Origin of the sequence: Caldimonas tepidiphila, assembly GCF_003569765.1 — a bacterium.
In the GTDB taxonomy this organism is placed as follows: Bacteria; Pseudomonadota; Gammaproteobacteria; order Burkholderiales; family Burkholderiaceae_C; genus Caldimonas; species Caldimonas tepidiphila.
This window is the reverse complement of the sequence record NZ_QXMG01000012.1, coordinates 94,912-119,086: the sequence shown is the minus strand read 5'-3', so window position 1 is coordinate 119,086 and position 24,175 is coordinate 94,912. Positions and strand designations below refer to the sequence as shown.

The 24,175-nt window shown below is 70.5% G+C and carries 24 protein-coding genes; 15 read left to right on the top strand and 9 right to left on the bottom strand.

The features are described from left to right. Positions 1-272: 272 nt before the first annotated feature. Together D3A59_RS10905 and D3A59_RS10900 are read right to left on the bottom strand one after the other, a co-directional pair. Entirely contained in the window at positions 273-1,841 is a 1,569-nt protein-coding gene (locus D3A59_RS10905; protein ID WP_205665167.1) for a hybrid sensor histidine kinase/response regulator, read from the bottom strand. After that, positions 1,831-2,667 (bottom strand): alpha/beta fold hydrolase, encoded by an 837-nt coding sequence (locus D3A59_RS10900; protein ID WP_272868068.1) that lies wholly within the window; start codon positions 2,665-2,667, stop codon positions 1,831-1,833. Before D3A59_RS10900 ends, D3A59_RS10905 begins: the two co-directional genes overlap by 11 nt. Before the next feature lie 301 nt (positions 2,668-2,968). Between D3A59_RS10900 and D3A59_RS10895 the strand changes: the two genes are divergently transcribed. From D3A59_RS10895 to D3A59_RS10875, 5 genes are all read left to right on the top strand, one after another. Continuing rightward, positions 2,969-3,898, top strand: a complete 930-nt coding sequence (locus D3A59_RS10895; RefSeq protein WP_119154943.1) for a beta-1,6-N-acetylglucosaminyltransferase — start codon at positions 2,969-2,971, stop codon at positions 3,896-3,898. A 111-nt stretch (positions 3,899-4,009) separates the two neighbouring features. After that, positions 4,010-4,327: a hypothetical protein gene (locus D3A59_RS10890; protein WP_119154942.1), complete on the top strand. Its 318-nt coding sequence runs from the start codon at positions 4,010-4,012 to the stop codon at positions 4,325-4,327. A 111-nt stretch (positions 4,328-4,438) separates the two neighbouring features. Then, positions 4,439-5,029 (top strand): Spy/CpxP family protein refolding chaperone, encoded by a 591-nt coding sequence (locus D3A59_RS10885; protein ID WP_119154941.1) that lies wholly within the window; start codon positions 4,439-4,441, stop codon positions 5,027-5,029. A gap of 169 nt (positions 5,030-5,198) precedes the next feature. Continuing rightward, entirely contained in the window at positions 5,199-5,927 is a 729-nt protein-coding gene (locus D3A59_RS10880; RefSeq protein WP_119154940.1) for a response regulator, read from the top strand. Continuing rightward, complete coding sequence (locus D3A59_RS10875) at positions 5,924-7,288, top strand: sensor histidine kinase (RefSeq protein WP_119154939.1); 1,365 nt, start codon at positions 5,924-5,926, stop codon at positions 7,286-7,288. Before D3A59_RS10880 ends, D3A59_RS10875 begins: the two co-directional genes overlap by 4 nt. 9 nt (positions 7,289-7,297) lie before the next feature. On the opposite strand, the gene D3A59_RS10870 is transcribed toward D3A59_RS10875, so the two are convergent. Genes D3A59_RS10870 through D3A59_RS10860 form a run of 3 tightly spaced genes read right to left on the bottom strand, consistent with a single transcriptional unit; the run spans position 7,298 to position 9,830 of the window. Further along, entirely contained in the window at positions 7,298-7,828 is a 531-nt protein-coding gene (locus D3A59_RS10870; protein WP_119154954.1) for a DUF3717 domain-containing protein, read from the bottom strand. A gap of 26 nt (positions 7,829-7,854) precedes the next feature. Next, on the bottom strand, positions 7,855-9,162 hold the full coding sequence (locus D3A59_RS10865) for a tryptophan--tRNA ligase (protein WP_119154938.1): 1,308 nt from the start codon (positions 9,160-9,162) through the stop codon (positions 7,855-7,857). Then, positions 9,159-9,830 (bottom strand): site-2 protease family protein, encoded by a 672-nt coding sequence (locus tag D3A59_RS10860; protein WP_119154937.1) that lies wholly within the window; start codon positions 9,828-9,830, stop codon positions 9,159-9,161. The genes D3A59_RS10865 and D3A59_RS10860 overlap by 4 nt, the downstream gene beginning before the upstream one ends. A gap of 72 nt (positions 9,831-9,902) precedes the next feature. On the opposite strand from D3A59_RS10860, the gene purN reads away from it, so the two are divergent. Then, positions 9,903-10,529, top strand: coding sequence for a phosphoribosylglycinamide formyltransferase (gene purN / locus D3A59_RS10855; RefSeq protein ID WP_119154936.1), 627 nt, complete (start codon positions 9,903-9,905; stop codon positions 10,527-10,529). A gap of 48 nt (positions 10,530-10,577) precedes the next feature. Here the strand turns inward: purN and D3A59_RS10850 are convergent, their stop codons facing one another. Next, a complete protein-coding gene (locus tag D3A59_RS10850; RefSeq protein ID WP_119154953.1) occupies positions 10,578-10,820 on the bottom strand; it encodes a DUF1653 domain-containing protein in 243 nt (80 codons plus the stop codon). 55 nt (positions 10,821-10,875) lie between these two features. Between D3A59_RS10850 and D3A59_RS10845 the strand changes: the two genes are divergently transcribed. After that, positions 10,876-12,135, top strand: coding sequence for an RsmB/NOP family class I SAM-dependent RNA methyltransferase (locus tag D3A59_RS10845; protein WP_119154935.1), 1,260 nt, complete (start codon positions 10,876-10,878; stop codon positions 12,133-12,135). A gap of 173 nt (positions 12,136-12,308) precedes the next feature. Continuing rightward, positions 12,309-13,547, top strand: a complete 1,239-nt coding sequence (locus D3A59_RS10840) for a DesA family fatty acid desaturase (RefSeq protein WP_119154934.1) — start codon at positions 12,309-12,311, stop codon at positions 13,545-13,547. Positions 13,548-13,793: 246 nt separating this feature from the next. On the opposite strand, the gene rpmG is transcribed toward D3A59_RS10840, so the two are convergent. From rpmG to trxB, 3 genes are all read right to left on the bottom strand, one after another. Further along, positions 13,794-13,964 (bottom strand): 50S ribosomal protein L33, encoded by a 171-nt coding sequence (gene rpmG, locus D3A59_RS10835; protein WP_119154933.1) that lies wholly within the window; start codon positions 13,962-13,964, stop codon positions 13,794-13,796. Between the two features lie 41 nt (positions 13,965-14,005). Beyond that, positions 14,006-14,239, bottom strand: a complete 234-nt coding sequence (gene rpmB / locus D3A59_RS10830; RefSeq protein WP_119154932.1) for a 50S ribosomal protein L28 — start codon at positions 14,237-14,239, stop codon at positions 14,006-14,008. 241 nt (positions 14,240-14,480) lie between these two features. After that, on the bottom strand, positions 14,481-15,443 hold the full coding sequence (gene trxB / locus D3A59_RS10825; protein ID WP_119154931.1) for a thioredoxin-disulfide reductase: 963 nt from the start codon (positions 15,441-15,443) through the stop codon (positions 14,481-14,483). Between the two features lie 213 nt (positions 15,444-15,656). Between trxB and D3A59_RS10820 the strand changes: the two genes are divergently transcribed. The 7 genes from D3A59_RS10820 to D3A59_RS10785 all read left to right on the top strand — a co-directional run bounded on the left by D3A59_RS10820 (position 15,657) and on the right by D3A59_RS10785 (position 24,173). After that, entirely contained in the window at positions 15,657-16,325 is a 669-nt protein-coding gene (locus tag D3A59_RS10820) for a Crp/Fnr family transcriptional regulator (RefSeq protein WP_119154930.1), read from the top strand. Positions 16,326-16,458: 133 nt separating this feature from the next. Further along, complete coding sequence (locus D3A59_RS26680; RefSeq protein WP_170162334.1) at positions 16,459-19,098, top strand: DNA translocase FtsK; 2,640 nt, start codon at positions 16,459-16,461, stop codon at positions 19,096-19,098. Further along, positions 19,095-19,700, top strand: coding sequence for an outer membrane lipoprotein periplasmic chaperone LolA (gene lolA / locus D3A59_RS10805; protein ID WP_119154929.1), 606 nt, complete (start codon positions 19,095-19,097; stop codon positions 19,698-19,700). Before D3A59_RS26680 ends, lolA begins: the two co-directional genes overlap by 4 nt. A gap of 37 nt (positions 19,701-19,737) precedes the next feature. Then, positions 19,738-21,108, top strand: a complete 1,371-nt coding sequence (locus D3A59_RS10800) for a replication-associated recombination protein A (protein WP_119154928.1) — start codon at positions 19,738-19,740, stop codon at positions 21,106-21,108. 243 nt (positions 21,109-21,351) lie between these two features. Continuing rightward, entirely contained in the window at positions 21,352-22,281 is a 930-nt protein-coding gene (locus tag D3A59_RS10795) for a branched-chain amino acid ABC transporter permease (protein WP_119154927.1), read from the top strand. Positions 22,282-22,300: 19 nt separating this feature from the next. Then, complete coding sequence (locus D3A59_RS10790) at positions 22,301-23,383, top strand: branched-chain amino acid ABC transporter permease (RefSeq protein ID WP_119154926.1); 1,083 nt, start codon at positions 22,301-22,303, stop codon at positions 23,381-23,383. A gap of 13 nt (positions 23,384-23,396) precedes the next feature. Next, complete coding sequence (locus tag D3A59_RS10785) at positions 23,397-24,173, top strand: ABC transporter ATP-binding protein (RefSeq protein WP_119154925.1); 777 nt, start codon at positions 23,397-23,399, stop codon at positions 24,171-24,173. Positions 24,174-24,175 lie beyond the last annotated feature (2 nt).

The window sequence follows — 24,175 nt, the reverse complement described above, 5'->3', positions numbered from 1 at the left end:
CAAACCCCCGGTCGCTATGCAGCGGTCGGGGGTTTTGCTTTTGGGGCCGCAGAATCGGGATCCGGTGGTCCGGCCTTCGAATTGCGAAGGCTTCTGCGGCAATCATCCCGCCAAGGGGGGCTTCTCCGGCACGCAGAGCCTCGCAGTAGGGCGGTAACGGCAGTGCGTGACCGCAAAAGGGGCGATTCCCGAGGGACAACGATCGAACGCAGGCAACTCGCGAACCGATCCTTCTCGCGGCTCGCTCCTGTGCCGGAGCCGCCATCGACTTCTCAGGGCGCGCGTCGCGGCCCCGCCAGAGCCCCCACCAGCGCAATCACTTCCGACGGCTCCACCGGCTTGCTCAAATGCGCTTGAAAACCGGCGCGCAGCAGGTTGACGCGGTCCTGCGGGCGCGCGAGCCCGGTGATCGCGATCGCAGGCACCGAGACGGCGCGTGGTGCGCGGCCGGTGCGCAGCAGCCGGATCAGCTCGAAGCCGTCCCGGCCCGGCATGCCGACATCCGAGAGCAGCACGTCAGGGACCCCCTCGTCCTGCAGCGCCTGCAGCGCCTCGTCGCAGGACGCGACGGTGCGTACCTGTGCACCCGCGCCCTCCAGCAGCATCTTCAGCAGGGCGCGCGCGTCGGCGTCGTCGTCGGCGACCAGCAAGCGCAGGCCCTGCAGCGACGCGGCAGGCAGCGAGGCCTGGAGCTCCTCGCGCCCGGCGCCGCGCGCCTGGGTGTCGGCCGAGGCCACGGCGACCGCCAGCGGCAACTCGACGGTGAAGGTCGCGCCCTCGCCCGGGCCGCGGCTGGCGACGCCGATCGTGCCGCCGTGCAACTCGACCAGGCTGCGGCAGATCGACAGGCCGAGCCCGAGCCCGCTCCTCTCCTGCCGCTGCATCGCATCGGCCTGCCAGAAGCGATCGAACAAATGAGGGAGCTGCGATGGCGAAAGGCCGGCGCCGTTGTCGGCGACCTCGAGGCGCAGCCGCGAGCCTGCGCGCGCCAGCGTCGCCTGCACCCGCCCGCCCTTGGGCGTGAACTTGATCGCATTGGCGACCAGGTTCCACACCACCTGCTGCATGCGGTCCGGGTCGGCGTAGACGACACCGGCGGAGCGGTCGAGTGCCGTGAGCAGCGTGATGTCCTTGGCCTGCGCCGAGGGCCGCGCGGTGTCGATCGCCGCCTCGACCACGGGCGCGAGCTCGATGGGTCGCGGGCTCAGACGCATCTTGCCGCTGACGATGCGCGAGATGTCGAGCAGGTCCTCGATCAGCAGCGACTGCGCCTTGGCGTTTCGCTCGATGGTGTCGAGCGCGCGCTGCCGCATCGCGGGCTCGAGCCGATCGTCCTGCATCAGCCGCACCCAACCGAGGATGGCGTTGAGCGGCGTGCGCAACTCGTGCGACACCGTCGCCAGGAACTGGTCCTTGGCCTGCGTGGCCGCCTCGGCGCCCTTGCGTGCCTCGACCAGCGCGGCCTCGAACTCCTTGCGCCGCCTCATGGTCATCACCGAGCAGTGGTTGTGCGCTGGACCGTCCTCGCGCGGCTCGCGAACCGCGCTCACCATCACCGGCAGCTCGGCGCCCAGCGCGGTGCGCAGCGTCAGGTGGATCTCGTCCGCCTTGCCGTGCATCCTCAGCAGCGGGAAGAAGTGGGTGTTGTGGAAGACCCAGGACGGGCGGCTCATCAGCTTCTCGAGCCGACAGCCGAGCAGCTCGCCGCTCGGGGTCTCCAGCCACTGATGGAGCCGGTCGTCGGCATGGACGACCGTGCCGTCGTCCGAGAAGCTCAGCAGCCCGCAGGGCGCGATCCGGCGCGCGGCCTCGCCGGCCCGCTCGAAATCCTCACGCTGCAATCTCTCGCTCCAGGTAGTGCCGGATCGCCTCGAGGGTGAGGCGAGGATGGCTCATGTGCGGACAGTGGCCGATCGCGTCCAGCACCACCAGCTCGCTGCTCGGCAGCTGCCGGTGCAGGTACTCGCCCACCTGCAGCGGCGCGATCGCATCGTCGCGCACCTGCAGGATCAACGACGGCGCCGGAACGCGGGGCAGGTCGGCACGGTTGTCGGCATAGAAGGTGGCACGTGCGAAGGTCTGCGCGGCCACCGGGTCGGTGGAGCAGAAGCTCTGCTCCAGCTCCTGCGCCAGTCCGGGCTGCTCGGGGTTGGACATCACCAGCGGCGCGAGCTGCTGCGCCCAGCCGATGTAGTTGTGGTCCATCATCGCGAGCAGTCCGTCGACGTCCTCGCGCTCCAGGCCGCCGAAGTAGTCGGGCGCCTCGTTGATGTAGCGCGGCGAGGGCGCGACCATCACCAGCCGCGCGAAGCGCGCCGGCTGTCGGATCGCCGCCAGGGCGCCGATCATGGCGCTCACCGAGTGGCCGACGAAGGTGGCCCCCTCGATGCCCAGCGCGTCGCAGACCTCCAGCAGGTCCTGCGTGTAGCCCTCGAGCGTGCCGTAGCGCCCGGCGCTGAAGGCCGACAGGTCCGACTTGCCCGAGCCGACATAGTCGAACAGCACGGTGCGGAAGTCGGCCTCGAAGGAGGGCGCGACGTAGCGCCACATGTTCTGGTCGCAGCCGAAGCCGTGCGCGAACACGATCGCGTGCTCGCCCTGGCCGGCGACGCGAACGTTGTTGCGCAGCAGGATGGCTTCCTGCAGGGGCGTGAGGTTCCGATTCATGCAGTGTCCAGGAGAAGGGAGGGAGGATCAGGCCGACCCAGGATCCGCCCGGGGCCGACACCATACCGTGTCAAGGCAAAGTCCGCAGGGATCCTTTCCTATAAGACATGCCGGGGCAGGCCCACGATAAGCGGAAGCAGCGCTTCACCTCTCCCCGGAGAAGCGGGATTGCCGGCAGCAGCATGGCACCCGACACTGTGCCGCTGCACTCCGAGATCGCCAGCAGGCCGGGGGCGCAAGCAACGGTGCGAGGTGTCGCAGACGGACGCGGCCGGCGTGCGGCCCGACGAGGAGGGCTCGCTTGAGGATCGCCTATCTCATCCTGGCTCACGACAATCCCGCCCAGCTGGGGCGGCTCGTCGGGGCGCTGTCGTCCGCGACGGCCAGCTTCTTCATCCACATCGACCGCAAGTCGAACCTGGAGGACTTCGCCGCCATCGGGGGCGGGCGCGTGCACTTCACGCCGCAGCGCGTGGCCGTGCACTGGGCCGATTTCTCGCAGGTCGAGGCCGCCCTCGTGCTGCTGCAGGCGGCCCTGGCCGCGCCGCAGCCGGCCGACTACCTCGTGCTGCTGAGCGGCACCGACCATCCGCTGCAGTCCGCCGCCTACATCGAGCGCTTCTTCGCGGCGCATGCCGGCACCGAGTTCATGAACATCGTCGCGATGCCCTGCGAGGCGCTGGGAAAGCCGCTGTCGCGGCTCACGACCTACCAGCCCCGCCCCGGCGAGCCGCGATCGCGGCTGGTCAAGCGGGTGCGGCGGCTGCTCGTGCGCAGCGGCCTCCAGGCCGTGGAGCGCGACTACCGGCCCCATCTCGACGGCCTCGCGCCCTACGCCGGAAGCCAGTGGTGGGCGCTGTCGCGGCCCGCCTGCGAGCATGTGCTGCACTTCGTCGAGCGCCAGCCCGGCGTTGTGGACTTCTTCAGGAACACGGTCTGCCCGGACGAGGTGTTCTTCCAGACGGTGCTCGGCAACTCGCCCTACCGGCTGAGGATGCGGCGCAACCTCACCTACACCGACTGGAGCGCGGGTGGATCGAGCCCGGCCTTCCTGGAGGCGCGCCACCTGGAGCTGTTCACGCCAGGGGCGCCGATCGTGCTCGACAGCGGCTACGGCGAGGGCGAGGTGCTGTTCGCGCGCAAGTTCTCCGACCGGGCCGCGGCCCTCGTCGCGAGGCTCGACGCGCTGCGCGGCGCCGCGGACAGCCGCCTGCCGCGCTCCGGGACCTGAGGGGCGTCGTCCCCCGGGCGGTGGGGCACCCGGCTTGCTCTCTATGGACAGGAACCGGCTGCAGGGGCTAGCTTCCCCTCCACGGCTGCGCATACCTCGATCGGGACGAACATGGCGGAGACTTCCTTTCTGACACTGCTGTACCGCTACCTCTTCTTCGGCTGGCTGTTCAGGGACGTGCGGGGCGGCAACCTGTTCGAGCGCGCTGCCGCGTGGCGGCACAACTGCAACCAGTCGCGCTGGCTGGGCGTCTACGCGCGCCGCTGGGCGGTGATGGGCTTCGTCTGCTACGGACTCGGGGCGGTGACGGAGCTGCAGTCGCAGCTGCTGTCGGTCGTCTTCTACGTGCCCGGCGTGCTGGCGCTGCCGGTCAACGCGGTGATCGCGGTGCTGTGGCTGGGCTTCAAGCTGCTGCCGGGGCCCTTCTGAAGGTGCGGTGCCGGGGGCTTCACAGTTCTTTACCCGGGCCGAACTTTCGCTTCACCTGAGCTGTCCATCATTGTCTCCATCGGGCCTGCCGGCCCGGAACACAAGGAGCCCATGATGACCCATCCTGTCTCTTCTGCGGTCCTCGCGACCCGCCCGTCCCGAGCCCGCGCCATCAAGGGGGCGCTCTTCGGCCTGGTGCTCGGCCTCGCCGCAGCGGCCGGCGCGCCGGCCGTGGCCGCCGGTTACGGCCACCACGGACATCACGGCCACCACGGCGCGATGATGGGTGGCGGGGGCGGCTTCATGGCCGATCCGCAGCATGTCGAGCGCATGGTCGAGCACATGCTGCGCGACCTGAACGCGAGCGATCAGCAGCGCAGCCAGATCCGCCAGATCGCGCTGGCCGCCGCCACCGAGCTGAAGGCCGGGCGCGAGGCCGGCCGCAAGCTGCACGAGCAGATGCGCTCGCTGTTCACGCAGCCGAACATCGATGCCGCGGCGATCGAGGCGCTGCGCCAGCAGTCGGTCGCGCAGATGGATGCGAACTCCAGGCGCATGACGCAGGCGATGGTCGACATCGCCCGCGTGCTGACGCCCGAGCAGCGCGCCAGGCTCGCCGAGCGGATGGCCGAGCGGCAGCGCCGCGTCGAGCAGCGCATGCAGGAGCGCCAGCAGCGCATGCAGGAGCAGGGCCCGCGCTGACCCGGCCTCCCGCGGCTCGCGCGCAGCGAAGCCACTTTTTCCTTTCTCCTCCTGTTGATGATCCCTGGACCGGACATCGACTTCGGCGCCACGCCTGCGTGGCGCCTTTTTTTCATCGTCTGCCGCGGCGGCTATGCTGCTCGGCCTCGCCCGCACCCCGATACCGCCCATGACCGCCCGCCTGCTGCTCATTGACGACGACCTGCGCCTCACTGGCATGCTCGGCGACTACCTGCGCGCCGCCGGCTTCTCGGTGGACACTGCGCCGACGCTCGCCGCCGGGCGGGAAGCGCTGGCGCGCGAGGAGTTCGACGCGCTGGTGCTCGACCTGATGCTGCCAGACGGCGACGGGCTCGACCTGTGCCGCGAGCTGCGCGGCTCGCCGCGCACGCGCCACCTGCCGGTGCTGATGCTCACCGCCCGCGGCGAGCCGATGGACCGCATCGTCGGGCTCGAGCTCGGGGCCGACGACTACCTCCCGAAACCCTTCGAGCCGCGCGAGCTGCTGGCGCGCCTGCGCGCGATCCTGCGGCGCGCCGGTGGCGGCGGACCCCGGTCCGGCAGCGACGAGGTGCTGCGCTTCGGGCGGCTCGAGATCGACCTCGGCGCGCATGTCGCGCGTCTCGACGGCCGGTCCTGCGACCTCACGGGCTACCAGTTCCAGATGCTCGTCGTGCTGGCGCGCAGCCCCGGGCGGGTGCTGTCGCGCGACCAGATCATGGACGCGCTCAAGGGCCATGCGCTGGAGGCCTTCGACCGCTCGATCGACGTGCACGTCTCGCGCATCCGCGCCGCGATCGAGGACGACCCGAAGGCGCCGCGCCGCATCCTGACGGTGCGCGGCGCCGGCTACCTGTTCGCGCGCCGCCAGGACGAGGGCGACGCGGCGCCGGCATGAAGAACCTCTACCTGCGCATCTACCTGACCGTCGTCGCGGTGCTGCTGCTGTTCGCGCTGGCGGCCGGCTGGCTGTTCGAGCGCAACATCGAGCACGAGCGCGAGCAGGGCCGCGCCGCCTGGTCCGAGCGCCTCGTCGCGTGGGGCGAGCTCGCCGAGAACACGCTGCCGCCGGCCAGCGCGCCGCTGGCCCAGCAGCGCCACGCCCTGCTGGAGTGGGCGGAGCGGCTGCGGCTGCCGCTCGCGCTCGACGCGGCCGGGGGCCGTCGCATCGCCACGTCGCCGGCCTTCGAGCGCCTCGCCGCCGAGGGGCGCCGCGTCTGGACGCTGCCGCTGTCGGACGGACGCATGCTGCTGTTCGTGCGCCCGGGCCCGTGGCGCGGGCCGCGCCCCGACGGGGCGGCTGCGGGCGGGCGCGGCGAGGGGCCGAGCGAGGGCTGGCGCGGCCCCGAGCGCCGGCCGCTTGAGGTGCCGCCGCCGCCGTGGTTCCTGCGGGGTGGCGGGCTGGCGATGGCGCTGCTGGCGCTGTTCGTCGCGGTCGCCGCCGGCGCCTGGCCGGTGGTGCGGCGGCTGACGCGCGAGCTCGAGGCGCTGCGCCGCGGTGTCGAGACCTTCGGCGCGGGCGAGCTCGCGCACCGCGTGCCGGTGCACGGCCGCGACGAGGTCGCGGCGCTCGCGTCGAGCTTCAACGCGGCGGCGGCGCGCATCGAGGCGCTGGTGCAGTCGCACCGCCAGCTGCTCGCCAACGCCTCGCACGAGCTGCGCTCGCCGCTGGCGCGGCTGAAGATGGCGCTGGCGATGCTCGACGATGCCTCGCCGGCGCGGCGCGAGGCGCTCAGGCGCGAGATCGAGACCGACATCCGCGAGCTCGACGCGCTGGTCGAGGAGGTGCTGCTCGCGAGCCGGCTCGACGCCGGCGCGCAACTCGAGCGGCGCGATCCGGTGGCGCTGCTGCCGCTCGTGGTCGAGGAGTCGGCGCGCTTCGATGCCATGGCCGGAGGGGAGGACCTGGAGACGAGCGGCGACGAGCGCCTGCTGCGCCGTGCGGTGCGCAACCTGCTGGAGAACGCGCGCCGCTACGGCGGCAGCGAGCCGCCCGAGGTCGAGGTGCGGCGCGCGGGCGAGCGGCTGCAGGTACGCGTCTGCGATCGCGGGCCCGGCGTGCCCGAGAGCCAGCGCGAGCGCATCTTCGAGCCCTTCTACCGGCTGCCCGGGCATGCCGAGCATGCGGGCGGCGTCGGACTCGGGCTGAGCCTGGTGAAGCAGATCGCCGAGCGGCACGGCGGCAGCGTGCACTGCGAGGCGAGCGAGGGCGGCGGCAGCTGCTTCGTGATCAGCCTGCCGCTGCGCGCAGCGGACTGAAGGGCACGCTCAGGACTTGTTGCGCCGCTTCTGCGGGCGCGGCGGCCGCCGTGTCCGCGCGGGAGCCGGCGCGGACACGGCCGCGGGCACGGACGGGGCGGGCGCCTCGTCGATCGCCACTGCCGGTGGCGGCGACTGCCGCACCGCCCGTTCGGCGTAGCGGTTGAAGCGCCAGGCGCTGCCCTCGAGCGTGATGCGCCGCCAAGTGGCGCGCTTCTCGCCCGGGCTCATCTCGGGCCAGCACTGCACCTCGGCGAAGCTGCGGCCGCAGCCCTTGCAGACCGCGTCGCCCTGGCTGGTCGAGCAGATCGCGATGCAGGGCGTGTCGGGCGTCGTCGCGTACCAGTCGAGCCAGGCCTGCCGGGCCGCGGCCGGCATCGTCGCCTCGTCGCACTCGGGCTCGCGGTAGTAGACCATCAGCGCGTAGACCTCGGCGAGCGCGCGCACCTCGGCGCAGGCGCTGATGCCGTCGGGCGAGGGCTTGCGATCGCGCCACCAGTTGATCGCGGCCTCGATGTCGGTGATGTGGATGCCGGCCATGTCGCGGGAAATCGCCTCCAAGCGGCTCACTCCTGCGCGGCGGCGACGAGGGCCGCCAGCGCGTCCTCCACCGCGGCGCGCTGCACGCCTTCGCCCAGCTCGACCGGCGCTTCGCCCAGCGCCGCGGCGCCCTCGGTCTTCAGCCGCTTGACCCAGCCGCCGGCCTCGCGGCCCTCGGCGAAGCCCTGGCTCTGCAGCAGCACGCTGCCGTCGGCGGCGCTGAGCTTGAAGTAGAAGCGGCCGTCGGCCTCGCGGTACTGCTTGAACACCGGCAGCGCCGCCTTGTGCGCCTCGACCTTCGCCTTCGGCTGCGCGACCGCCGTCATCGCGCGCAGGCCCACCGCCTGGCGCAGCTCGGCGAGGAAGGGCGTCGCGACCGCGCGCGCCTTGCGCGCGCCTTCCTGCAGGATCTCCTCGATCTGCTCCGGGTGCGCCATCAGCGCGGCATAGCGCTCGCGCATCGGCCCGACATGCGCCTCGATCAGCGCGACGAGCCGCTCCTTGGCCTCGCCCCAGGAGAGCCCCGCGCGCAGCTCGGCGCGGAAGGCCTCGCGCTGCGCGGGTGTGGCGAAGGCGTCGTGGATCGTCACGAGGTGCGCGCCGTCCGGGTCCTTCGGCTCGCCGGGCAGCCGCGAGTCGGTGACGATGCGCGCCACCGCCTCCTTCAGGCGCCTGGGGCCGCCCTCGAACAGCGGGATCGTGTTGTCGTAGCTCTTGGACATCTTGCGCCCGTCCAGGCCCGGCAGCGTCGCGACCTCCTCCTCGATCTCGGCCTGCGGCAGCACGAAGAGCTCGCGTCCCCGGCCGAACAGGTGGTTGAAGCGCTGGCCGACGTCGCGCGCCATCTCGATGTGCTGCACCTGGTCGCGGCCGACCGGCACGCGGTGCGCGTTGAACATCAGGATGTCCGCGGCCATCAGGATCGGGTAGCAGAACAGGCCCATCGTGACGCCCGCGTCGGTCTCCTCGCCGGCGGCCTCGTTGGCGTCGGCAGCGGCCTTGTAGGCGTGCGCGCGATTCATCTGCCCCTTGGCCGTCACGCAGGTCAGCAGCCAGGTCAGCTCCGGGATCTCGGGGATGTCGCTCTGGCGGTAGAAGGTCACCCGGTTCGTGTCGAGCCCCGCGGCGAGCCAGGTGGCGGCGATCTCCAGGCGCGAGCGCTCGATGCGGTCCGGGTCGTCGCACTTGATCAGCGCGTGGTAGTCGGCGAGGAAGAAGAAGCTCTCGACGCCCGGCGCGCGGCTGGCCACGATGGCCGGCCGGATCGCGCCGACGTAGTTGCCGAGGTGCGGGGTGCCGGTGGTGGTGATGCCGGTGAGGACGCGTTCGCTCATGAAAGGCTCAGGATGACTTGGAGGGAGGGAAGGGCGGCCGTGAGCGCGCCCAGCAGCGCGCGCAGGATCGGCAGCATCCAGTAGGTGGTGAGCAGCCCGGCGACGAGCAGCGCGATGACGACGAGGAAGCCGAAGCGCTCCAGGCGCGCCAGCGCGGCCGCGGCGCGCAGCGGCAGCGCGCCGATCAGCATGCGCCCGCCGTCGAGCGGCGGCAGCGGGAAGAGGTTGAGGGCGAACATCACGCCGTTGACGAGCATGCCGGCGCGCGCCATCTGCAGGAAGAAGTCCTCCTCCACGTCGAGTGCGAGCAGCGCTGCGCCGAGCAGCGCCCACGCGATCGCCTGCGCGAGATTCGACGCCGGGCCGGCGAAGGCGACCCAGACCATGTCGTGCTTCGGGTGGCGCAGCCTGCGGTAGTCGACCGGCACCGGCTTCGCGTAGCCGAAGGTGAAGAGCCCGGCGCTCGCGACATAGAGCAGCAGCGGCATCGCGACGGTGCCGAAGGGATCGATGTGCCTGGCGGGGTTGAGCGTGATGCGCCCGAGCATCTCCGCGGTCGGGTCGCCGAAGTGGCGCGCCGCATAGCCGTGGGCGGCCTCGTGCACGGTGATGGCGAACAGCACCGGCAGCGCGTAGACCAGCACGGTCCGGATGATCTCGGAATCCATATCGGGCGCGATTGTAGGTGGCGGGGTCGCGCCGCAAGGGCAGGGCGGGCGGCACCCTTACACTGCCGCCCGATGAAACGCATCGTGATCCTGATCTCCGGCCGCGGCTCCAACATGGAGGCCATCGCGCGCGCCTGCGCCGCCGAGGGCTGGCCCGCCACCGTCGCGGCCGTCGTCAGCAACCGCCCCGACGCCGCGGGCCTCGCCTGGGCCGCGGCGCAGGGCATCGCCACCGCGGCGGTCGACCACAAGGCCTGGCCGGACCGCGAGTCCTTCGACGCCGAGCTCGCGCGCGTGATCGATGCCTTCTCGCCCGACGTGGTGGTGCTCGCCGGCTTCATGCGCATCCTCACGCCCGGCTTCACGCGCCGCTACGAGGGCCGCATGGTCAACGTGCACCCCTCGCTGCTGCCCGCCTTCACCGGGCTGCACACGCACCGCCGGGCCATCGAGGCGGGCTGCAAGGTGGCAGGGCTGACGGTGCACTTCGTCACCGCCGAGCTCGACCACGGCCCGATCATCGCGCAGGCGGTGGTGCCGGTGCTGCTGGGCGACAGCGAGGAAAGCCTCTCGCAGCGCGTGCTCGCGCGCGAGCATGTGCTCTACCCGCGCGCGGTGCGCTGGCTGGTCGAGGACCGGCTGGACGTGCGCGAGGGCATCGTCACGCACCGCGACGGCGAGAGCCAGCTGCTGACCTGAGGCTCGGGCCGCGGCGGCCGGAACCGGGGCGGCTCGCGGCCGGAGGCCTCAGGCGCCGGTGAAGCGGAAGCGCGGCTGCTCGACCCCGTCGATCGTGACGGTCTCGAAGAACATCGCGTGCGGCCGCACCCACCAGCCGGTCTGGTTGTAGAGCGGGCGGTAGACCACCAGCGGCTCGAGCGTCTCCGAGTGGCGAGCGACGCCGATCACCTCGTATTCGCCGCCCTTGTAGTGCCGATAGCGACCGGTGGGCGTGTCGGGCAGCGGCGGCAGTTCCTCGATGTCGAGCATGGCGGACAAGGCCACGGCGGGCGTGGCGGACAGGGTGGCTGGGATAATCCGCATCATGCATCCAAACGCCCTGCTCGACCTGGCCACCGAACTGCTTCGCCAGGTCCTCAAGTTCGAAGCCCCTGCCGACGGCGTCGTGTCGGCCTTCTTCCGCAAGCACCGTGCCCTCGGGCCGCGCGAGCGCCATGCGCTGGCCGAGACCACCTACAACGTGCTGCGCCAGCGACTGCTGTTCCAGAACCTCGCACAAAGCGGCAGCGGCGCGCTCGAGCGGCGCCTGGCCTTGCTCGCCTGGCAGGGCACCGAGAGCTTGCGCCGCGGCGCGATCGGCCCGAACGAGCAGCAGTGGCTCGCCGAGGTGCAGGCGATCGACCGCAGCACGCTGCCCGAGAAGCTGCGCCACAACCTGCCCGACTGGCTCGCGACGCAGCTGAAGAACGCGCTCGGCGACGAGTTCTGGCCGCTGATGGAGGCGCTCAGCCAGCCCGCGCCGCTGGACCTGCGCGTCAACACCCTGAAAGCCAAGCGCGAGGACGTGCTCGCCACGCTCGTGGCCGCGGGTGTCGCGGCGGAGCTGATGCCCTACTCGCCCTGGGGCCTGCGCACCCAGGCCAAGTCCTCGCTGCACCGCATGGAGATCTACACCGGCGGCCTGGTCGAGGTGCAGGACGAGGGCAGCCAGCTGCTCGCGCTGCTGACCGGCGCCAAGCGTGGCGAGATGGTGGTGGACTTCTGCGCGGGCGCGGGCGGCAAGACCCTGGCGCTCGGCGCGATGATGCGCAACACCGGCCGGCTCTATGCCTTCGACGTCTCGGGCCACCGGCTGGAAGCCCTCAAGCCACGCCTGGCGCGCAGCGGCCTCTCGAACGTGTACCCGGCGCAGATCGCGCACGAGCGCGACGAGCGCGTCAAGCGTCTCGCGGGCAAGATCGACCGCGTGCTGGTGGACGCGCCCTGCTCGGGCCTCGGCACGCTGCGGCGCAACCCGGACCTGAAGTGGCGCCAGTCGCCGAAGGCGATCGAGGAGATGACGGTCAAGCAGAGCGCGATCCTCGCGGGCGCGGCGCGGCTCGTGAAGTCGGGCGGGCGGCTCGTCTACTCCACCTGCAGCGTGCTGCCCGACGAGAACGAGGCGATCGCCGCCGCCTTCACCGAGGCGCAGCGCGGCGACTTCCGGCTGGTGCCCGCGGCCGAGGTGCTGGAGGCGGCCAAGGTCGAGAACGCCGCCGCGCTCGTGAAGGACGACTACCTGCGGCTGTGGCCGCACCGCCACGGCACCGACGGATTCTTTGCCGCGGTGTGGGAACGTCGCTGAGCCGAAACGCTCCAAGTGACAGCGCGGACGGAATCCCCGTCCGCGCGGCTGTGCTTGACGCCGAGAAAGTTCAGGCAACAAATCCCAGCAATCCAGGGTAGCGGATGGCGGGGCGGCGGGGCCGCCCCCCTACAATCGTGGGTTGTTCTGGAAAAGGCCTGAAAGGCGCTTCAATGACCGAATCTCTCCTCGTGGTGTGGGACAGCCTCCTGCACTGGCTGGCCTACGGCCTGACCGGTGCCTCCTGGTGGCAGGTGCTGATCTACACGCTGGTGGTCACCCACATCACGATCGCGGCGGTGACGATCTACCTGCACCGCTCGCAGGCGCACCGTGCGCTCGACCTGCACGCGCTGCCTTCGCACTTCTTCCGCTTCTGGCTGTGGCTGACCACCGGGATGGTGACGAAGGAGTGGGTGTCGATCCACCGCAAGCACCACGCCAAGTGCGAGACGGTCGACGATCCGCACAGCCCGATGACGCGCGGCATCAAGACCGTGCTGCTGCAGGGCGCCGAGCTCTACCGCGCCGAGGCGAAGAACGAGGAGACGCTGCGCAAGTACTGCCACGGCACCCCGAACGACTGGATCGAGCGCAACCTCTACACCCGCTACAGCTGGCAGGGCGTGGGCCTGATGCTGATCATCAACGTGCTGCTGTTCGGCGCGCTGGGCCTCACCGTCTGGGCGGTGCAGATGCTGTGGATCCCGATCAACGCGGCCGGCATCATCAACGGCATCGGCCACTACTGGGGCTACCGCAACTTCGAGGCGCCCGACGCGTCGACCAACGTCTCGCCCTGGGGCATCATGATCGGCGGCGAGGAGCTGCACAACAACCACCACACCTACCCGACCTCGGCCAAGTTCTCGGTCAAGAAGTACGAGTTCGACATCGGCTGGGGCTACATCCGCGCGATGGAGATGCTGGGCCTGGCCAAGGTGCGCAAGACCGCGCCGACGCTCAAGCTCGGCGAGATCAAGCCGGTGGCCGACGAGAAGACGCTCGAGGCGGTGATCGCCCACCGCTACGAGGTGATGGCCAAGTACGCCCGCGAGCTGCGCCGCGCCTGCGCGGCCGAGCTCGAGCAGCTCAAGGCCGCGGGGGCGGAGAACAGCGCGCGCTGGCGCGAGATGCGCCTCGCGCAGCGCTGGCTGCACCGCGATGCCGAGCGCATCCCGATGAGCGTGCGCGCCGACATCCAGAAGGCCTGCGCCGCCGCCTGCGAGGCCTCGCCGGCGCTGACCAAGCTGGTGACGATGCGCGAGGAGCTGCGCCAGATCTGGACCCGCACCAACGTCTCGGCCGAGCAGCTTGTGCTCGACCTGCAGGCCTGGTGCAAGAAGGCCGAGGAGAGCGGCAACGCCGCGCTGGCCGACTTCGCGCTGAAGCTGCGCGCCGTGCGCGCCTGATCCCGGCTTTCCGATCGATCCCCGGAAGCGCCTCCTCGGAGGCGCTTTTTTCTTGCCTGCGCGAGGAGCGGGGCACCCGGGTTGGCGCTGCAGGGCGGCGCGTGCGAAGGAGAGGGCTGCTGCCGGGTGTCGGGGGCGGGGCCCTGCAGGGCCGCAGCGTTGTGCAGGCAACAAAAAACCCGCCGGGAGTCTTCCGCGGCGGGTTCTTTGCAAACGGCCCTCGTCAGGGCCTGGAAGGCTGCCGAATCACTTCAGCTTGACTTCCTTGTAAGCGACGTGCTTGCGCGCCTTCGGATCGAACTTCATCAGCTCCATCTTCTCGGGCGTGGTCTTCTTGTTCTTGGTGGTGGTGTAGAAGTGACCGGTGCCGGCAGTGGATTCCAGCTTGATCTTCTCGCGTCCGCCTTTGGATGCCATGGTGTGTTTCTCCTAGGTCCTGTATGAGTCGGAGCGGCTGATCAGAGCTCGCCCTTGGCGCGCAGGTCGGCCACGACCTGGTCGATGCCGACCTTGTCGATCAGGCGCAGAGCGGCGTTGCTGATGCGCAGGCGCACCCAGCGGTTCTCGGTCTCGAGCCAGAAGCGACGGTACTGCAGGTTGGGCAGGAAGCGGCGCTTCGTTTTGTTGTTGGCGTGGGACACATTGTTGCCCACCATCGGGCGCTTGCCCGTAACTTGACAGACGCGTGCCATGACGCTTCTCCGTTTCAATCTCGTTTCAAGATTGGCCTCCAGCGCAAGCTCACGAGCACCGCTCGCCGCACGAGGCGCCGGAGATGCGAGGCTTGATGGAGGCCCTTCGAAGGCTGCGTGCGGTGGCGACTGTGATCCGGGTGAGGGAATGCACAAGCGCTGGCGCTCGAGCCAGTTTCGGCAAAGACAGCGATTATAGCCAGATTTGCGAGCCGGCCCGAGAGACCGGCCGCAAGAGGCCTCAGAGCGCGCCGTCCTGCTCGAGGAAGCGCTGCGCGTCGAGCGCGGCCATGCAGCCGGTGCCGGCGCTGGTGATGGCCTGGCGGTAGACATGGTCCTGCACGTCGCCGGCGGCGAACACGCCCGGCACGCTGGTCATCGTCGCGAAGCCGTTGAGGCCCGAGCGCGTGACGATGTAGCCGTCCTTCATCTCGAGCTGGCCCTCGAAGATGCCGGTGTTGGGCTGGTGGCCGATGGCGATGAAGCAGCCCTTGAGCGGGATGTCCTCGGTCGCCCCGGTGTCGACGTTGCGGATGCGCACGCCGGTGACGCCCGTCTGGTCGCCCAGCACCTCGTCGAGCACCGAGAAGAGCTTGAGCTCCATCGTGCCGGCGTTGACCTTCTCCTGCAGCTTGTCGACGAGGATCGCCTCGGCGCGGAACTTGTCGCGGCGGTGGATCAGCGTGACCTTGCGCGCGATGTTCGACAGGTAGAGCGCCTCCTCGACCGCGGTGTTGCCGCCGCCGACCACGCAGACGTCCTCGCCGCGGTAGAAGAAGCCGTCGCAGGTGGCGCAGCCGCTGACCCCGCGGCCGTGGAAGGCCTGCTCAGAGGGCAGGCCCAGGTACTTCGCCGACGCGCCGGTGGCGATGATGAGCGCGTCGCAGGTGTACTCGCCCGCGTCGCCCTTGAGGCGGAACGGCCGCTGCGTGAGGCTGACCTCGTTGATGTGGTCGAACACGATCTCGGTGTTGAAGCGCTTGGCATGCTGCTGGAAGCGCTGCATCAGCTCGGGCCCCTGCACGCCCATCACGTCGGCCGGCCAGTTGTCGACCTCGGTGGTGGTCATCAGCTGGCCGCCCTGCGCCATGCCGGTGACGAGCATCGGCTTGAGGTTGGCGCGCGCGGCGTAGATCGCGGCGGTGTAGCCCGCGGGGCCGGAGCCGAGGATCAGGACCTGTGCATGCTTCGGGGGAGTGCTCATGGCGTCAGAGGGAGTTCGAGGGTTCGACAAGGGGTGTGCATCGGTTAGAGTGATACTGTGAAGAATTTCACGTATTCCGATGTTGCACGGCAGGAGAGCGGTGAGCGACACCGCCGTTCCGGCGCATTGTAGGTAAGGCCTGCCGGCTTGACGCGAGCGCGGGCTTGCATAACTCGAATCGGCGCGATAGCCGGCGATCAAGGGGTATCTGTCATGGCGATGTTGTCCAATCTGGACCTGATTCGGCGCGTTCCGTTGTTCTCGATGCTGACCAACGTCCAGGCCGAGGCGGTGGCCGAGGGCGTGGTCAAGCGCCGCTTCCGGCGCGGCGAGATCATCGTCGAGCAGGGGCGCAAGACCAATGCGCTGTTCATCCTGCTGACCGGGCGCGCGCGCGTGCTCACCTCCGACTCGCGGGGGCGCGAGGTGATCCTGGCGATGCTGCAGCCGGGCGACTATGTCGGCGAGATGAGCCTGATCGACAACGAGCCGCACTCGGCCACGGTGCGCGCGGAGGTGCAGACCGACGTGCTGGTGCTCGGCCGCCCGGAGTTCTCGCGCTGCCTGCCCGAGAGCTCGAGCCTGTCGTACGCGATCCTGCGCGGGCTGGTGGCACGGCTGCGCGCGGCCGACCGGCAGATCGAGTCGCTTGCGTTGCTCGACGTCTATGGCCGCGTCGCGAGGACGCTCCTCGACATGGCCGAGGACGTCAACGGCGTGCAGCTGATCCGCAACAAGGTCTCGCGCCAGGACCTGGCCAAGATCGTCGGCGCCTCGCGCGAGATGGTCAGCCGCGTGATGAAGGATCTCGAGGAGCGCGGCTTCGTCGAGACGCAGCCGGACGGCTCGGTGATCGTCAAGGAGCGCCAGCCGGCCGCTTGAAGCCGAAGCCGCGCGCGGGGCAGGCGGCTTCCCCGCGCCGGGTGTGAACCTCGCCGCGGTTCGGCGCAGGCCGGACCGCGGCGCGTGCCTGCAGGGGAGTGCGTGCGGCCCGCGATGGGCCACAATCCCTGCAATGGTTTTCCCGCTTGGCTCTCTCCGGACCGAGGCCGGTCCGCCCTCCACCGTCTATCGGCGCGGCAAGGCCGCCAAGGCCCCGCCGCCGGAGCCCGCGCGCCCGCGCTGGCAGACACAGGTCGGCGTGCTCGTCGGCGCGCTGCTGCTCGGCCTGTACGTGCTCGCGCTGGCGACTCATTCGCCGCTCGACGGCGCGTGGTCCACGTCCGGCAGCGCGAGCGTGCCGCGCAACAAGGCCGGCGCCTTCGGCGCCTGGCTGTCCGATCTCTCCTATTTCGGCCTCGGCTTCTCGGCCTGGTGGCTGGTGCCGGTGGCCGTGCGCGCCTTCCTGGGCCGGCTCGCCGGCGTGCTGCGCGAGGACGCGCTGCCCGCGCCCGAGGGGGCCCCGCCGCGGCCGGCCTGGTCGGTGTGGCTCGGGCTGGCGCTGCTGCTGTGCGCGAGCACGGCGCTCGAGTGGACGCGCCTCTATCAGCTGGAGGCGCTGCTGCCGGGACATGCCGGCGGCGTGCTCGGCTACCTGCTGGGGCCGAGCAGCATGCGCTGGCTGGGCTTCACCGGCTCGGGCGCCTTCTGGATCGTGGTGCTCGTGATCGGGCTGCCGCTGGCGCTGCGTTTCTCGTGGATGCGCTCGGCGGAGACGCTCGGGGCGCGCATCGACGGCCTGCGCCTGCGGCTGCTGGAGCGGCGCGAGCGCCAGAAGGACCTGCGCCTGGGCGAGCAGGCGAGCCGCGAGCGCGAGGCGGTGCTGGAGGAGGAGCGCCAGGTCGCGGCCGCCCATCCGCCGATCCTCGTCGAGGCGGCGTCGGAGGCCTTCAAGAAGGTCCGCACCAGGCTCGTCACGCCGAAGAAGGTCGAGCCGCCGCTCGAGCCGGAGGTCGAGGCCGCCAGTGCGGCGCCGCCCGCGGCAGCGCCGCTCGACGTGCCGGTGCTGCGCGAGCTCGCGATCAAGGAGCCCGCGCTGGTCGAGCCGCCCTGGATCGAGCCCGGCATGATCGAGGAGCCGCACGCACGCCCGGTGCGCGAGCGCAAGGCGAAGCAGGAGCCGGCGGCCGCGCCCGCGGTGGCGCCGGCCGTCGCCGCCGCAGCGCCTGTCCCGGCTGCCGCGCCCGCTCCCGCCGCGGCGAGGAGCGCGCCTGCCGAGCCCGGCGACGCCCGGAGGCCGCAGGTCGCGCTGCTCGACCCGGTGCCGGCCCGCCAGGAGACGATCACCGCCGACACGCTCGAGATGACGAGCCGGCTGATCGAGAAGAAGCTCAAGGACTTCGGCGTCGAGGTGCTGGTCGTCGCGGCCTTCCCCGGCCCGGTCATCACGCGCTACGAGATCGAGCCGGCCACCGGCGTGAAGGGCTCGCAGATCGTCAACCTCGCCAAGGACCTGGCGCGTTCGCTGAGCCTCGTGAGCATCCGCGTCGTCGAGACCATTCCCGGCAAGAACCTGATGGCGCTGGAGCTGCCCAACCCGCGCCGCCAGAGCATCCGGCTCACCGAGATCCTCGACTCGCCGGTCTACCGCGACGCGCCCTCGCTGCTGACGATGGGCCTGGGCAAGGACATCGTCGGCCAGCCGGTGGTCGCCGACCTCGCGAAGATGCCGCACCTGCTGGTGGCCGGCACCACCGGCTCGGGCAAGTCGGTGGGCATCAACGCGATGATCCTGAGCCTGCTCTTCAAGGCCGAGGCGCGCGACGTGCGCCTGCTGATGATCGACCCGAAGATGCTCGAGATGGCGATGTACGAGGGCATCCCGCACCTGCTCGCGCCGGTCGTCACCGACATGAAGCAGGCGTCGAACGCGCTGACCTGGTGCGTGGGCGAGATGGAGCGGCGCTACAAGCTGATGAGCAAGCTCGGCGTGCGCAACCTCGCCGGCTACAACAAGAAGATCGACGAGGCGGCCGAGCGCGAGGAGAAGATCCCGAACCCGTTCAGCCTCACGCCCGAGGAGCCCGAGCCGCTGGACCGGCTGCCCTACATCGTGGTCGTGATCGACGAGCTCGCCGACCTGATGATGGTGGTCGGCAAGAAGATCGAGGAGCTGATCGCGCGGCTGGCGCAGAAGGCGCGCGCGGCCGGCATCCACCTGATCCTCGCGACGCAGCGGCCGAGCGTGGACGTGATCACCGGCCTCATCAAGGCCAACATCCCGACGCGCATCGCCTTCCAGGTCTCGAGCAAGATCGACAGCCGCACCATCCTCGACCAGATGGGCGCCGAGGCGTTGCTCGGCCAGGGCGACATGCTCTTCCTCGCGCCGGGCACCGGCATGCCGGTGCGCGTGCACGGCGCCTTCGTCAGCGACGAGGAGGTGCATCGCGTCGTCGAGCAGCTCAAGAGCCTGGGCGAGCCCGACTACATCGAGGGCATCCTCGAGGGCGGCGTGCTCGACGGCGAGGGCGGCGGCGAGCCGGGCGGGGCGGGCGGCGCCGGCGGCGAAGGCGAGGCCGACCCGATGTACGACCAGGCGGTGGCGATCGTGCTGCAGCACCGGCGCGCGTCGATCTCGCTGGTGCAGCGCCACCTGCGCATCGGTTACAACCGCGCCGCGCGACTGCTGGAACAAATGGAGAAGTCCGGGCTCGTATCGTCGATGGGAACCAACGGGAACCGGGACCTGATCGTCCCGGCGCGCGAAGAATGAAACGACTGCTGATGGCCGCCCTGCTGGGCCTGGCCGCCCCCGCCTGGGCCGACGCGGTGGACACGCTGCGCGAGTTCGTGCGCGACGTCAAGAGCGGCCGCGCCGAGTTCACGCAGACCGTGACCTCGCCCGACGGCGCGCGCCAGCGCAGCTCGAGCGGGCGCTTCGAGTTCCTGCGGCCGAACCGCTTCCGCTTCGACTACCTGAAGCCCTTCGAGCAGCACATCGTCGCCGACGGCCGCAAGGTCTGGGTGCACGACGCCGACCTCGACCAGGTGACGGTGCGCAACATGGACCAGGCGCTCGGCGCGACGCCGGCGGCGCTGCTGGCGGGCACCGGCATCGAGCGCGACTTCCAGCTCAAGGCCTTGCCCGATGCCGAGGGCCTGCAGTGGGTCGAGGCGCTGCCGCGCACGAAGGAAGGCCAGTTCCAGTCGCTGCGCATCGGCTTTCGAGGCCGCGACCTCGGTGCGATCGAGATCCTCGACAGCTTCGGGCAGCGCTCGCGGCTGAACTTCAGCCGCGTCGAGTCCAACGTCGCGATCGCGCCCGAGTCCTTCCGCTACACGCCGCCGCCGGGCGTGGACGTGCTGCCGCAGTGAGGCAGCGGGTCCGGCGCCGATTCGGGACAATCGGCGCATGACCGACGAGCTGTTCCCCGACGAGGCGCCCGCGGGCGCCGTCCCGCCGCAGCCCGCGCCACGCGCGCAGGGCGCTGCGGCCGCCTCCGACCCCACCGACGCGCCGCTCGCCGAGCGGCTGCGCCCGCGCACGCTCGACGAGGTGATCGGCCAGTCGCAGCTGCTCGGCCCGGGCAAGCCGCTGCGCGCCGCGTTCGAGTCGGGGCGGCCCCACTCGATGATCCTCTGGGGGCCGCCCGGCGTCGGCAAGACGACGCTGGCGCGGCTGATGGCCGACGGCTTCGAGGCGCAGTTCATCACCATCTCCGCCGTGCTCGGCGGCGTGAAGGACATCCGCGAGGCGGTCGAGCAGGCGCAGGCCGCGCGCAGGCAGGGCCGGCGCACGATCGTCTTCGTCGACGAGGTGCACCGCTTCAACAAGGCGCAGCAGGACGCCTTCCTGCCGCATGTCGAGTCGGGCCTCTTCACCTTCATCGGCGCGACCACCGAGAACCCGTCCTTCGAGGTCAACTCGGCGCTGCTGTCGCGCGCCACCGTGCATGTCCTGAAAAGCCTCGACGAGGCCGAGATGGCGCAGCTGCTCGGGCGTGCCGCCGCCGCGCTGCAGGGCCCGGCGCTGAGCGATGCCGCGCGCGCGCGCCTGATCGGCTATGCCGACGGCGACGCGCGGCGGCTGCTCAACACCTACGAGAATCTCGCGCGCATGGCCGGCGGCGCGGCCGAGATCGACGAGGCGCAGCTCGAGCGCAGCCTCGGCGAGCAGCTGCGCCGCTACGACAAGGGCGGCGAGCAGTTCTACGACACGATCTCGGCGCTGCACAAGTCGGTGCGTGGCTCCGACCCTGATGCGGCGCTGTACTGGCTGGTGCGCATGCTCGACGGCGGCGTCGATGCGCGCTACCTGTCGCGCCGGCTGATCCGCATGGCGGCCGAGGACATCGGGCTGGCCGACCCGCGCGCGCTGCGGCTCGCGCTCGACGCGGCCGAGACCTACGAGCGGCTCGGCTCGCCCGAGGGCGAGCTGGCGCTGGCTCAGGCGGTGGTCTACCTCGCGGTGGCACCGAAGTCGAACGCCGTCTATGCCGCCTTCAATGCGGCGCGCGCCTTCGTGAAGAAGGACGGCACCCGTCCGGTGCCGATGCACCTTCGCAATGCACCGACGCGGCTCATGAAGGAGCTCGGACACGGCCAGGGCTACCGTTACGCGCATGACGAGGCGGGCGGCTTCGCGGCTGGCGAGAGCTACCTGCCCGAGGGCATGGCACCGCCCGGCTTCTACGAGCCGGTGGCGCGCGGACTGGAGATCCGCATCGGGGAAAAGCTCGCGGAGTTGCGCGAACTCAACCGGCGCGCCGGCGAGTCGCGCTAAAGGCACGCTCCACACTCTGTTTTTCGCTGTGACAACGGACAGAAACCCGTAGCGGGTGTTAGCAGAGGTACGACTACAATCCGCGCCACTTTGGCGGCCGGAACGGTGGGGGCTGGATGCATCCTCCAGGGCGGCCAACTTCTTGCTAATGGTCACCCCCGTTACAAGAACGCTGGCGGCAGCTGTGATCCTGGCGCGCCGGCTCCGGTCGAGAACACCCTTCTCTTGTGGAGAACCCCTCCGATGGAAATCCTCCTTCAGCAGATCATCAATGGTCTGGTGCTGGGCAGCATGTATGCGCTCGTCGCACTGGGCTACACGATGGTCTACGGCATCATCAGCCTCATCAACTTCGCCCACGGCGAAGTCCTGATGGTCGGCGCCATGGTCAGCTGGACCGTGGTCACCTTCCTGCAGGAGGCGGCGCCCGACCTGCCGGGCTGGCTGATGATGCTGATCTCACTCGTCTGCGCGATCGTGGTCTGCGCGGCGCTGAACTTCACGATCGAGAAGGTCGCCTACCGGCCGCTGCGCAGCGCGCCGCGCCTGGCGCCGCTGATCACCGCGATCGGCATGTCGATCCTGCTGCAGACGCTGGCGATGATCATCTGGAAGCCGAATCCCAAGCCCTATCCGCTGCTGCTGCCCACCGAGGTGATCGAGATCGGCGGCGCGGTCATCACCGTCACGCAGGTGATCATCCTGGTGGCCACCGCGCTGATCCTCACCGGCCTGCTGTGGCTCGTGAACAAGACCAAGCTCGGCCGCGCGATGCGCGCCACCGCCGAGAACCCGCGCGTCGCGGGCCTGATGGGCGTGCGCCCCGACATGGTGATCTCCGCGACCTTCATCATCGGCGCGGCGCTCGCGGCAGTGGCCGGCGTGATGTGGGCCGCCAACTACGGCTCGGTGCAGCACTCGATGGGCTTCCTGCCGGGCCTCAAGGCCTTCACCGCGGCGGTGTTCGGCGGCATCGGCAACCTCACCGGCGCGATGGTCGGCGGCGTGCTGCTCGGCCTGATCGAGGCGCTCGGTGCCGGCTACATCGGCGAGCTGACCGGGGGCGTGTTCGGCAGCCATTACGCCGACATCTTCGCCTTCATCGTGCTGATCCTGATCCTGACGCTGCGGCCCTCGGGCCTGCTCGGCGAGCGTGTCGCCGACCGCGCCTGACCTTCCGCAGGAGTACGACATGGAACAAAAGAACAAGCTGGTGGTGTTCGCGCTGGCGGGTCTCGGCCTGCTGCTGCTGCCGCACCTCGCGCTCTACTTCGGCCAGGGCTGGGTGCGCATCATCGACCTGGCGCTGCTCTACGTGATGCTGGCGATCGGCCTGAACATCGTGGTGGGCTACGCCGGCCTGCTCGACCTGGGCTACGTGGCGTTCTACGCGGTGGGCGCCTACCTCTTCGGCCTGCTCGCGTCGCCGCATCTCTGGGACAACTTCCCCGCGATCGCGGCCGCCTTCCCCAACGGGCTGCACACGCCGATCTGGGTGATCGTGCCGCTGGCGGCCGCACTCGCGGCGCTGGCCGGCGTGCTGCTCGGCACGCCCGTGCTGCGGCTGCGCGGCGACTACCTCGCGATCGTCACGCTCGGCTTCGGCGAGATCATCCGCGTGTTCATGAACAACCTCGAGCACCCGCTCAACATCACCAACGGCCCGCGCGGCATCAGCGGCATCGACTCGATGCGCATCTTCGGCTTCGACTTCGGCCAGCCGCTGATGCTCGGCGACTACCGGATGCCGCCTGTGGTGCTGTACTACTACCTCTTCCTCGCGCTGGTGCTCTTCAGCATCCTGATCAGCCACCGGCTCGAGACCTCGCGCATCGGCCGTGCGTGGATGGCGATCCGCGAGGACGACATCGCCGCCAAGGCGATGGGCATCAACGTGCGCAACATGAAGCTGCTCGCCTTCGCGATGGGCGCGACCTTCGGCGGCGTGTCCGGCGCGATGTTCGCGGCCTTCCAGGGCTTCATCTCGCCCGAGTCCTTCAGCCTGATGGAGTCGATCATGATCGTCGCGATGGTCGTGCTCGGCGGCCTCGGCCACCTGCCGGGCGTGATCGTGGGCGCCTTGCTGCTCGCGGCGCTGCCCGAGGTGCTGCGCTACGTCGCCGGCCCGCTGCAGCAGATGACCGACGGGCGCCTGGACGCGGCCATCCTGCGCCAGTTCCTGATCGCGGTGGCGATGATCACCGTGATGCTGCTGCGTCCGCGCGGCCTGTGGCCGGCGCCCGAGCACGGCAAGGTCAAGCCGACCCCCCAGTGAAGGAGACACGACGATGAGTGAAAGCATTCTCAAGGTCAGCGGCGTGTCCAAGCGCTTCGGCGGCCTGCAGGCGCTGTCGGACGTCGGCATCGAGATCCGCCGCGGCCAGGTCTACGGTCTGATCGGCCCCAACGGTGCCGGCAAGACCACCTTCTTCAACGTGCTCACCGGCTTGTACACGCCCGACTCGGGCCGCTTCGAACTGGGCGGTGCGCCCTACAAGCCCACCGCGGTGCACGAGGTGGCGAAGGCGGGCATCGCGCGCACCTTCCAGAACATCCGGCTCTTCCCCGACATGACGGCGGCGGAGAACGTGATGGTGGGCCGCCACGTGCGCACGAGCTCGGGCCTCATCGGCGCGGTGTTCCGCACCCGGCGCTTCCGCGACGAGGAGGCGCAGATCCGCGAGCGCGCGATGCAGCTGCTCGACTACGTCGGCATCGCCCGCTACGCCGACTACCGGGCGCGCACGCTGAGCTACGGCGACCAGCGGCGCCTGGAGATCGCGCGCGCGCTCGCCACCGACCCGAAGCTGATCGCGCTCGACGAGCCCGCCGCCGGCATGAACGCGACCGAGAAGGTGGTGCTGCGCGAGCTGATCGACCGCATCCGCAACGACGGCCGCACGATCCTGCTGATCGAGCACGACGTGAAGCTCGTGATGGGCCTGTGCGACCGCGTCACGGTGCTCGACTACGGCAAGCAGATCGCCGAGGGCACGCCCGCGGACGTGCAGCGCAACGAGAAGGTGATCGAGGCCTACCTGGGCGCCGGTCATGCCGCCCACTGATC

Bases quoted from the DNA above. Each gene is read 5' to 3' on its own strand.
- D3A59_RS10850 (WP_119154953.1), bottom strand. From the start codon at position 10,820: ATGCTCGACATCGAGGAACTGCCGCCGCTGCCCGACACGCCCACCGGT.
- rpmB (WP_119154932.1), bottom strand. From the start codon at position 14,239: ATGGCACGCGTCTGTCAAGTTACGGGCAAGCGCCCGATGGTGGGCAAC.
- D3A59_RS10860 (WP_119154937.1), bottom strand. From the start codon at position 9,830: ATGGATTCCGAGATCATCCGGACCGTGCTGGTCTACGCGCTGCCGGTG.
- D3A59_RS10800 (WP_119154928.1), top strand. From the start codon at position 19,738: ATGACCGACGAGCTGTTCCCCGACGAGGCGCCCGCGGGCGCCGTCCCG.
- D3A59_RS10785 (WP_119154925.1), top strand. From the start codon at position 23,397: ATGAGTGAAAGCATTCTCAAGGTCAGCGGCGTGTCCAAGCGCTTCGGC.
- D3A59_RS26680 (WP_170162334.1), top strand. From the start codon at position 16,459: ATGGTTTTCCCGCTTGGCTCTCTCCGGACCGAGGCCGGTCCGCCCTCC.
- rpmG (WP_119154933.1), bottom strand. From the start codon at position 13,964: ATGGCATCCAAAGGCGGACGCGAGAAGATCAAGCTGGAATCCACTGCC.
- D3A59_RS10865 (WP_119154938.1), bottom strand. From the start codon at position 9,162: ATGAGCGAACGCGTCCTCACCGGCATCACCACCACCGGCACCCCGCAC.
- D3A59_RS10795 (WP_119154927.1), top strand. From the start codon at position 21,352: ATGGAAATCCTCCTTCAGCAGATCATCAATGGTCTGGTGCTGGGCAGC.
- D3A59_RS10845 (WP_119154935.1), top strand. From the start codon at position 10,876: ATGCATCCAAACGCCCTGCTCGACCTGGCCACCGAACTGCTTCGCCAG.
- D3A59_RS10900 (WP_272868068.1), bottom strand. From the start codon at position 2,667: ATGAATCGGAACCTCACGCCCCTGCAGGAAGCCATCCTGCTGCGCAAC.
- D3A59_RS10840 (WP_119154934.1), top strand. From the start codon at position 12,309: ATGACCGAATCTCTCCTCGTGGTGTGGGACAGCCTCCTGCACTGGCTG.
- D3A59_RS10880 (WP_119154940.1), top strand. From the start codon at position 5,199: ATGACCGCCCGCCTGCTGCTCATTGACGACGACCTGCGCCTCACTGGC.
- D3A59_RS10875 (WP_119154939.1), top strand. From the start codon at position 5,924: ATGAAGAACCTCTACCTGCGCATCTACCTGACCGTCGTCGCGGTGCTG.
- D3A59_RS10820 (WP_119154930.1), top strand. From the start codon at position 15,657: ATGGCGATGTTGTCCAATCTGGACCTGATTCGGCGCGTTCCGTTGTTC.
- D3A59_RS10870 (WP_119154954.1), bottom strand. From the start codon at position 7,828: ATGGCCGGCATCCACATCACCGACATCGAGGCCGCGATCAACTGGTGG.
- lolA (WP_119154929.1), top strand. From the start codon at position 19,095: ATGAAACGACTGCTGATGGCCGCCCTGCTGGGCCTGGCCGCCCCCGCC.
- trxB (WP_119154931.1), bottom strand. From the start codon at position 15,443: ATGAGCACTCCCCCGAAGCATGCACAGGTCCTGATCCTCGGCTCCGGC.
- D3A59_RS10885 (WP_119154941.1), top strand. From the start codon at position 4,439: ATGATGACCCATCCTGTCTCTTCTGCGGTCCTCGCGACCCGCCCGTCC.
- purN (WP_119154936.1), top strand. From the start codon at position 9,903: ATGAAACGCATCGTGATCCTGATCTCCGGCCGCGGCTCCAACATGGAG.
- D3A59_RS10790 (WP_119154926.1), top strand. From the start codon at position 22,301: ATGGAACAAAAGAACAAGCTGGTGGTGTTCGCGCTGGCGGGTCTCGGC.
- D3A59_RS10890 (WP_119154942.1), top strand. From the start codon at position 4,010: ATGGCGGAGACTTCCTTTCTGACACTGCTGTACCGCTACCTCTTCTTC.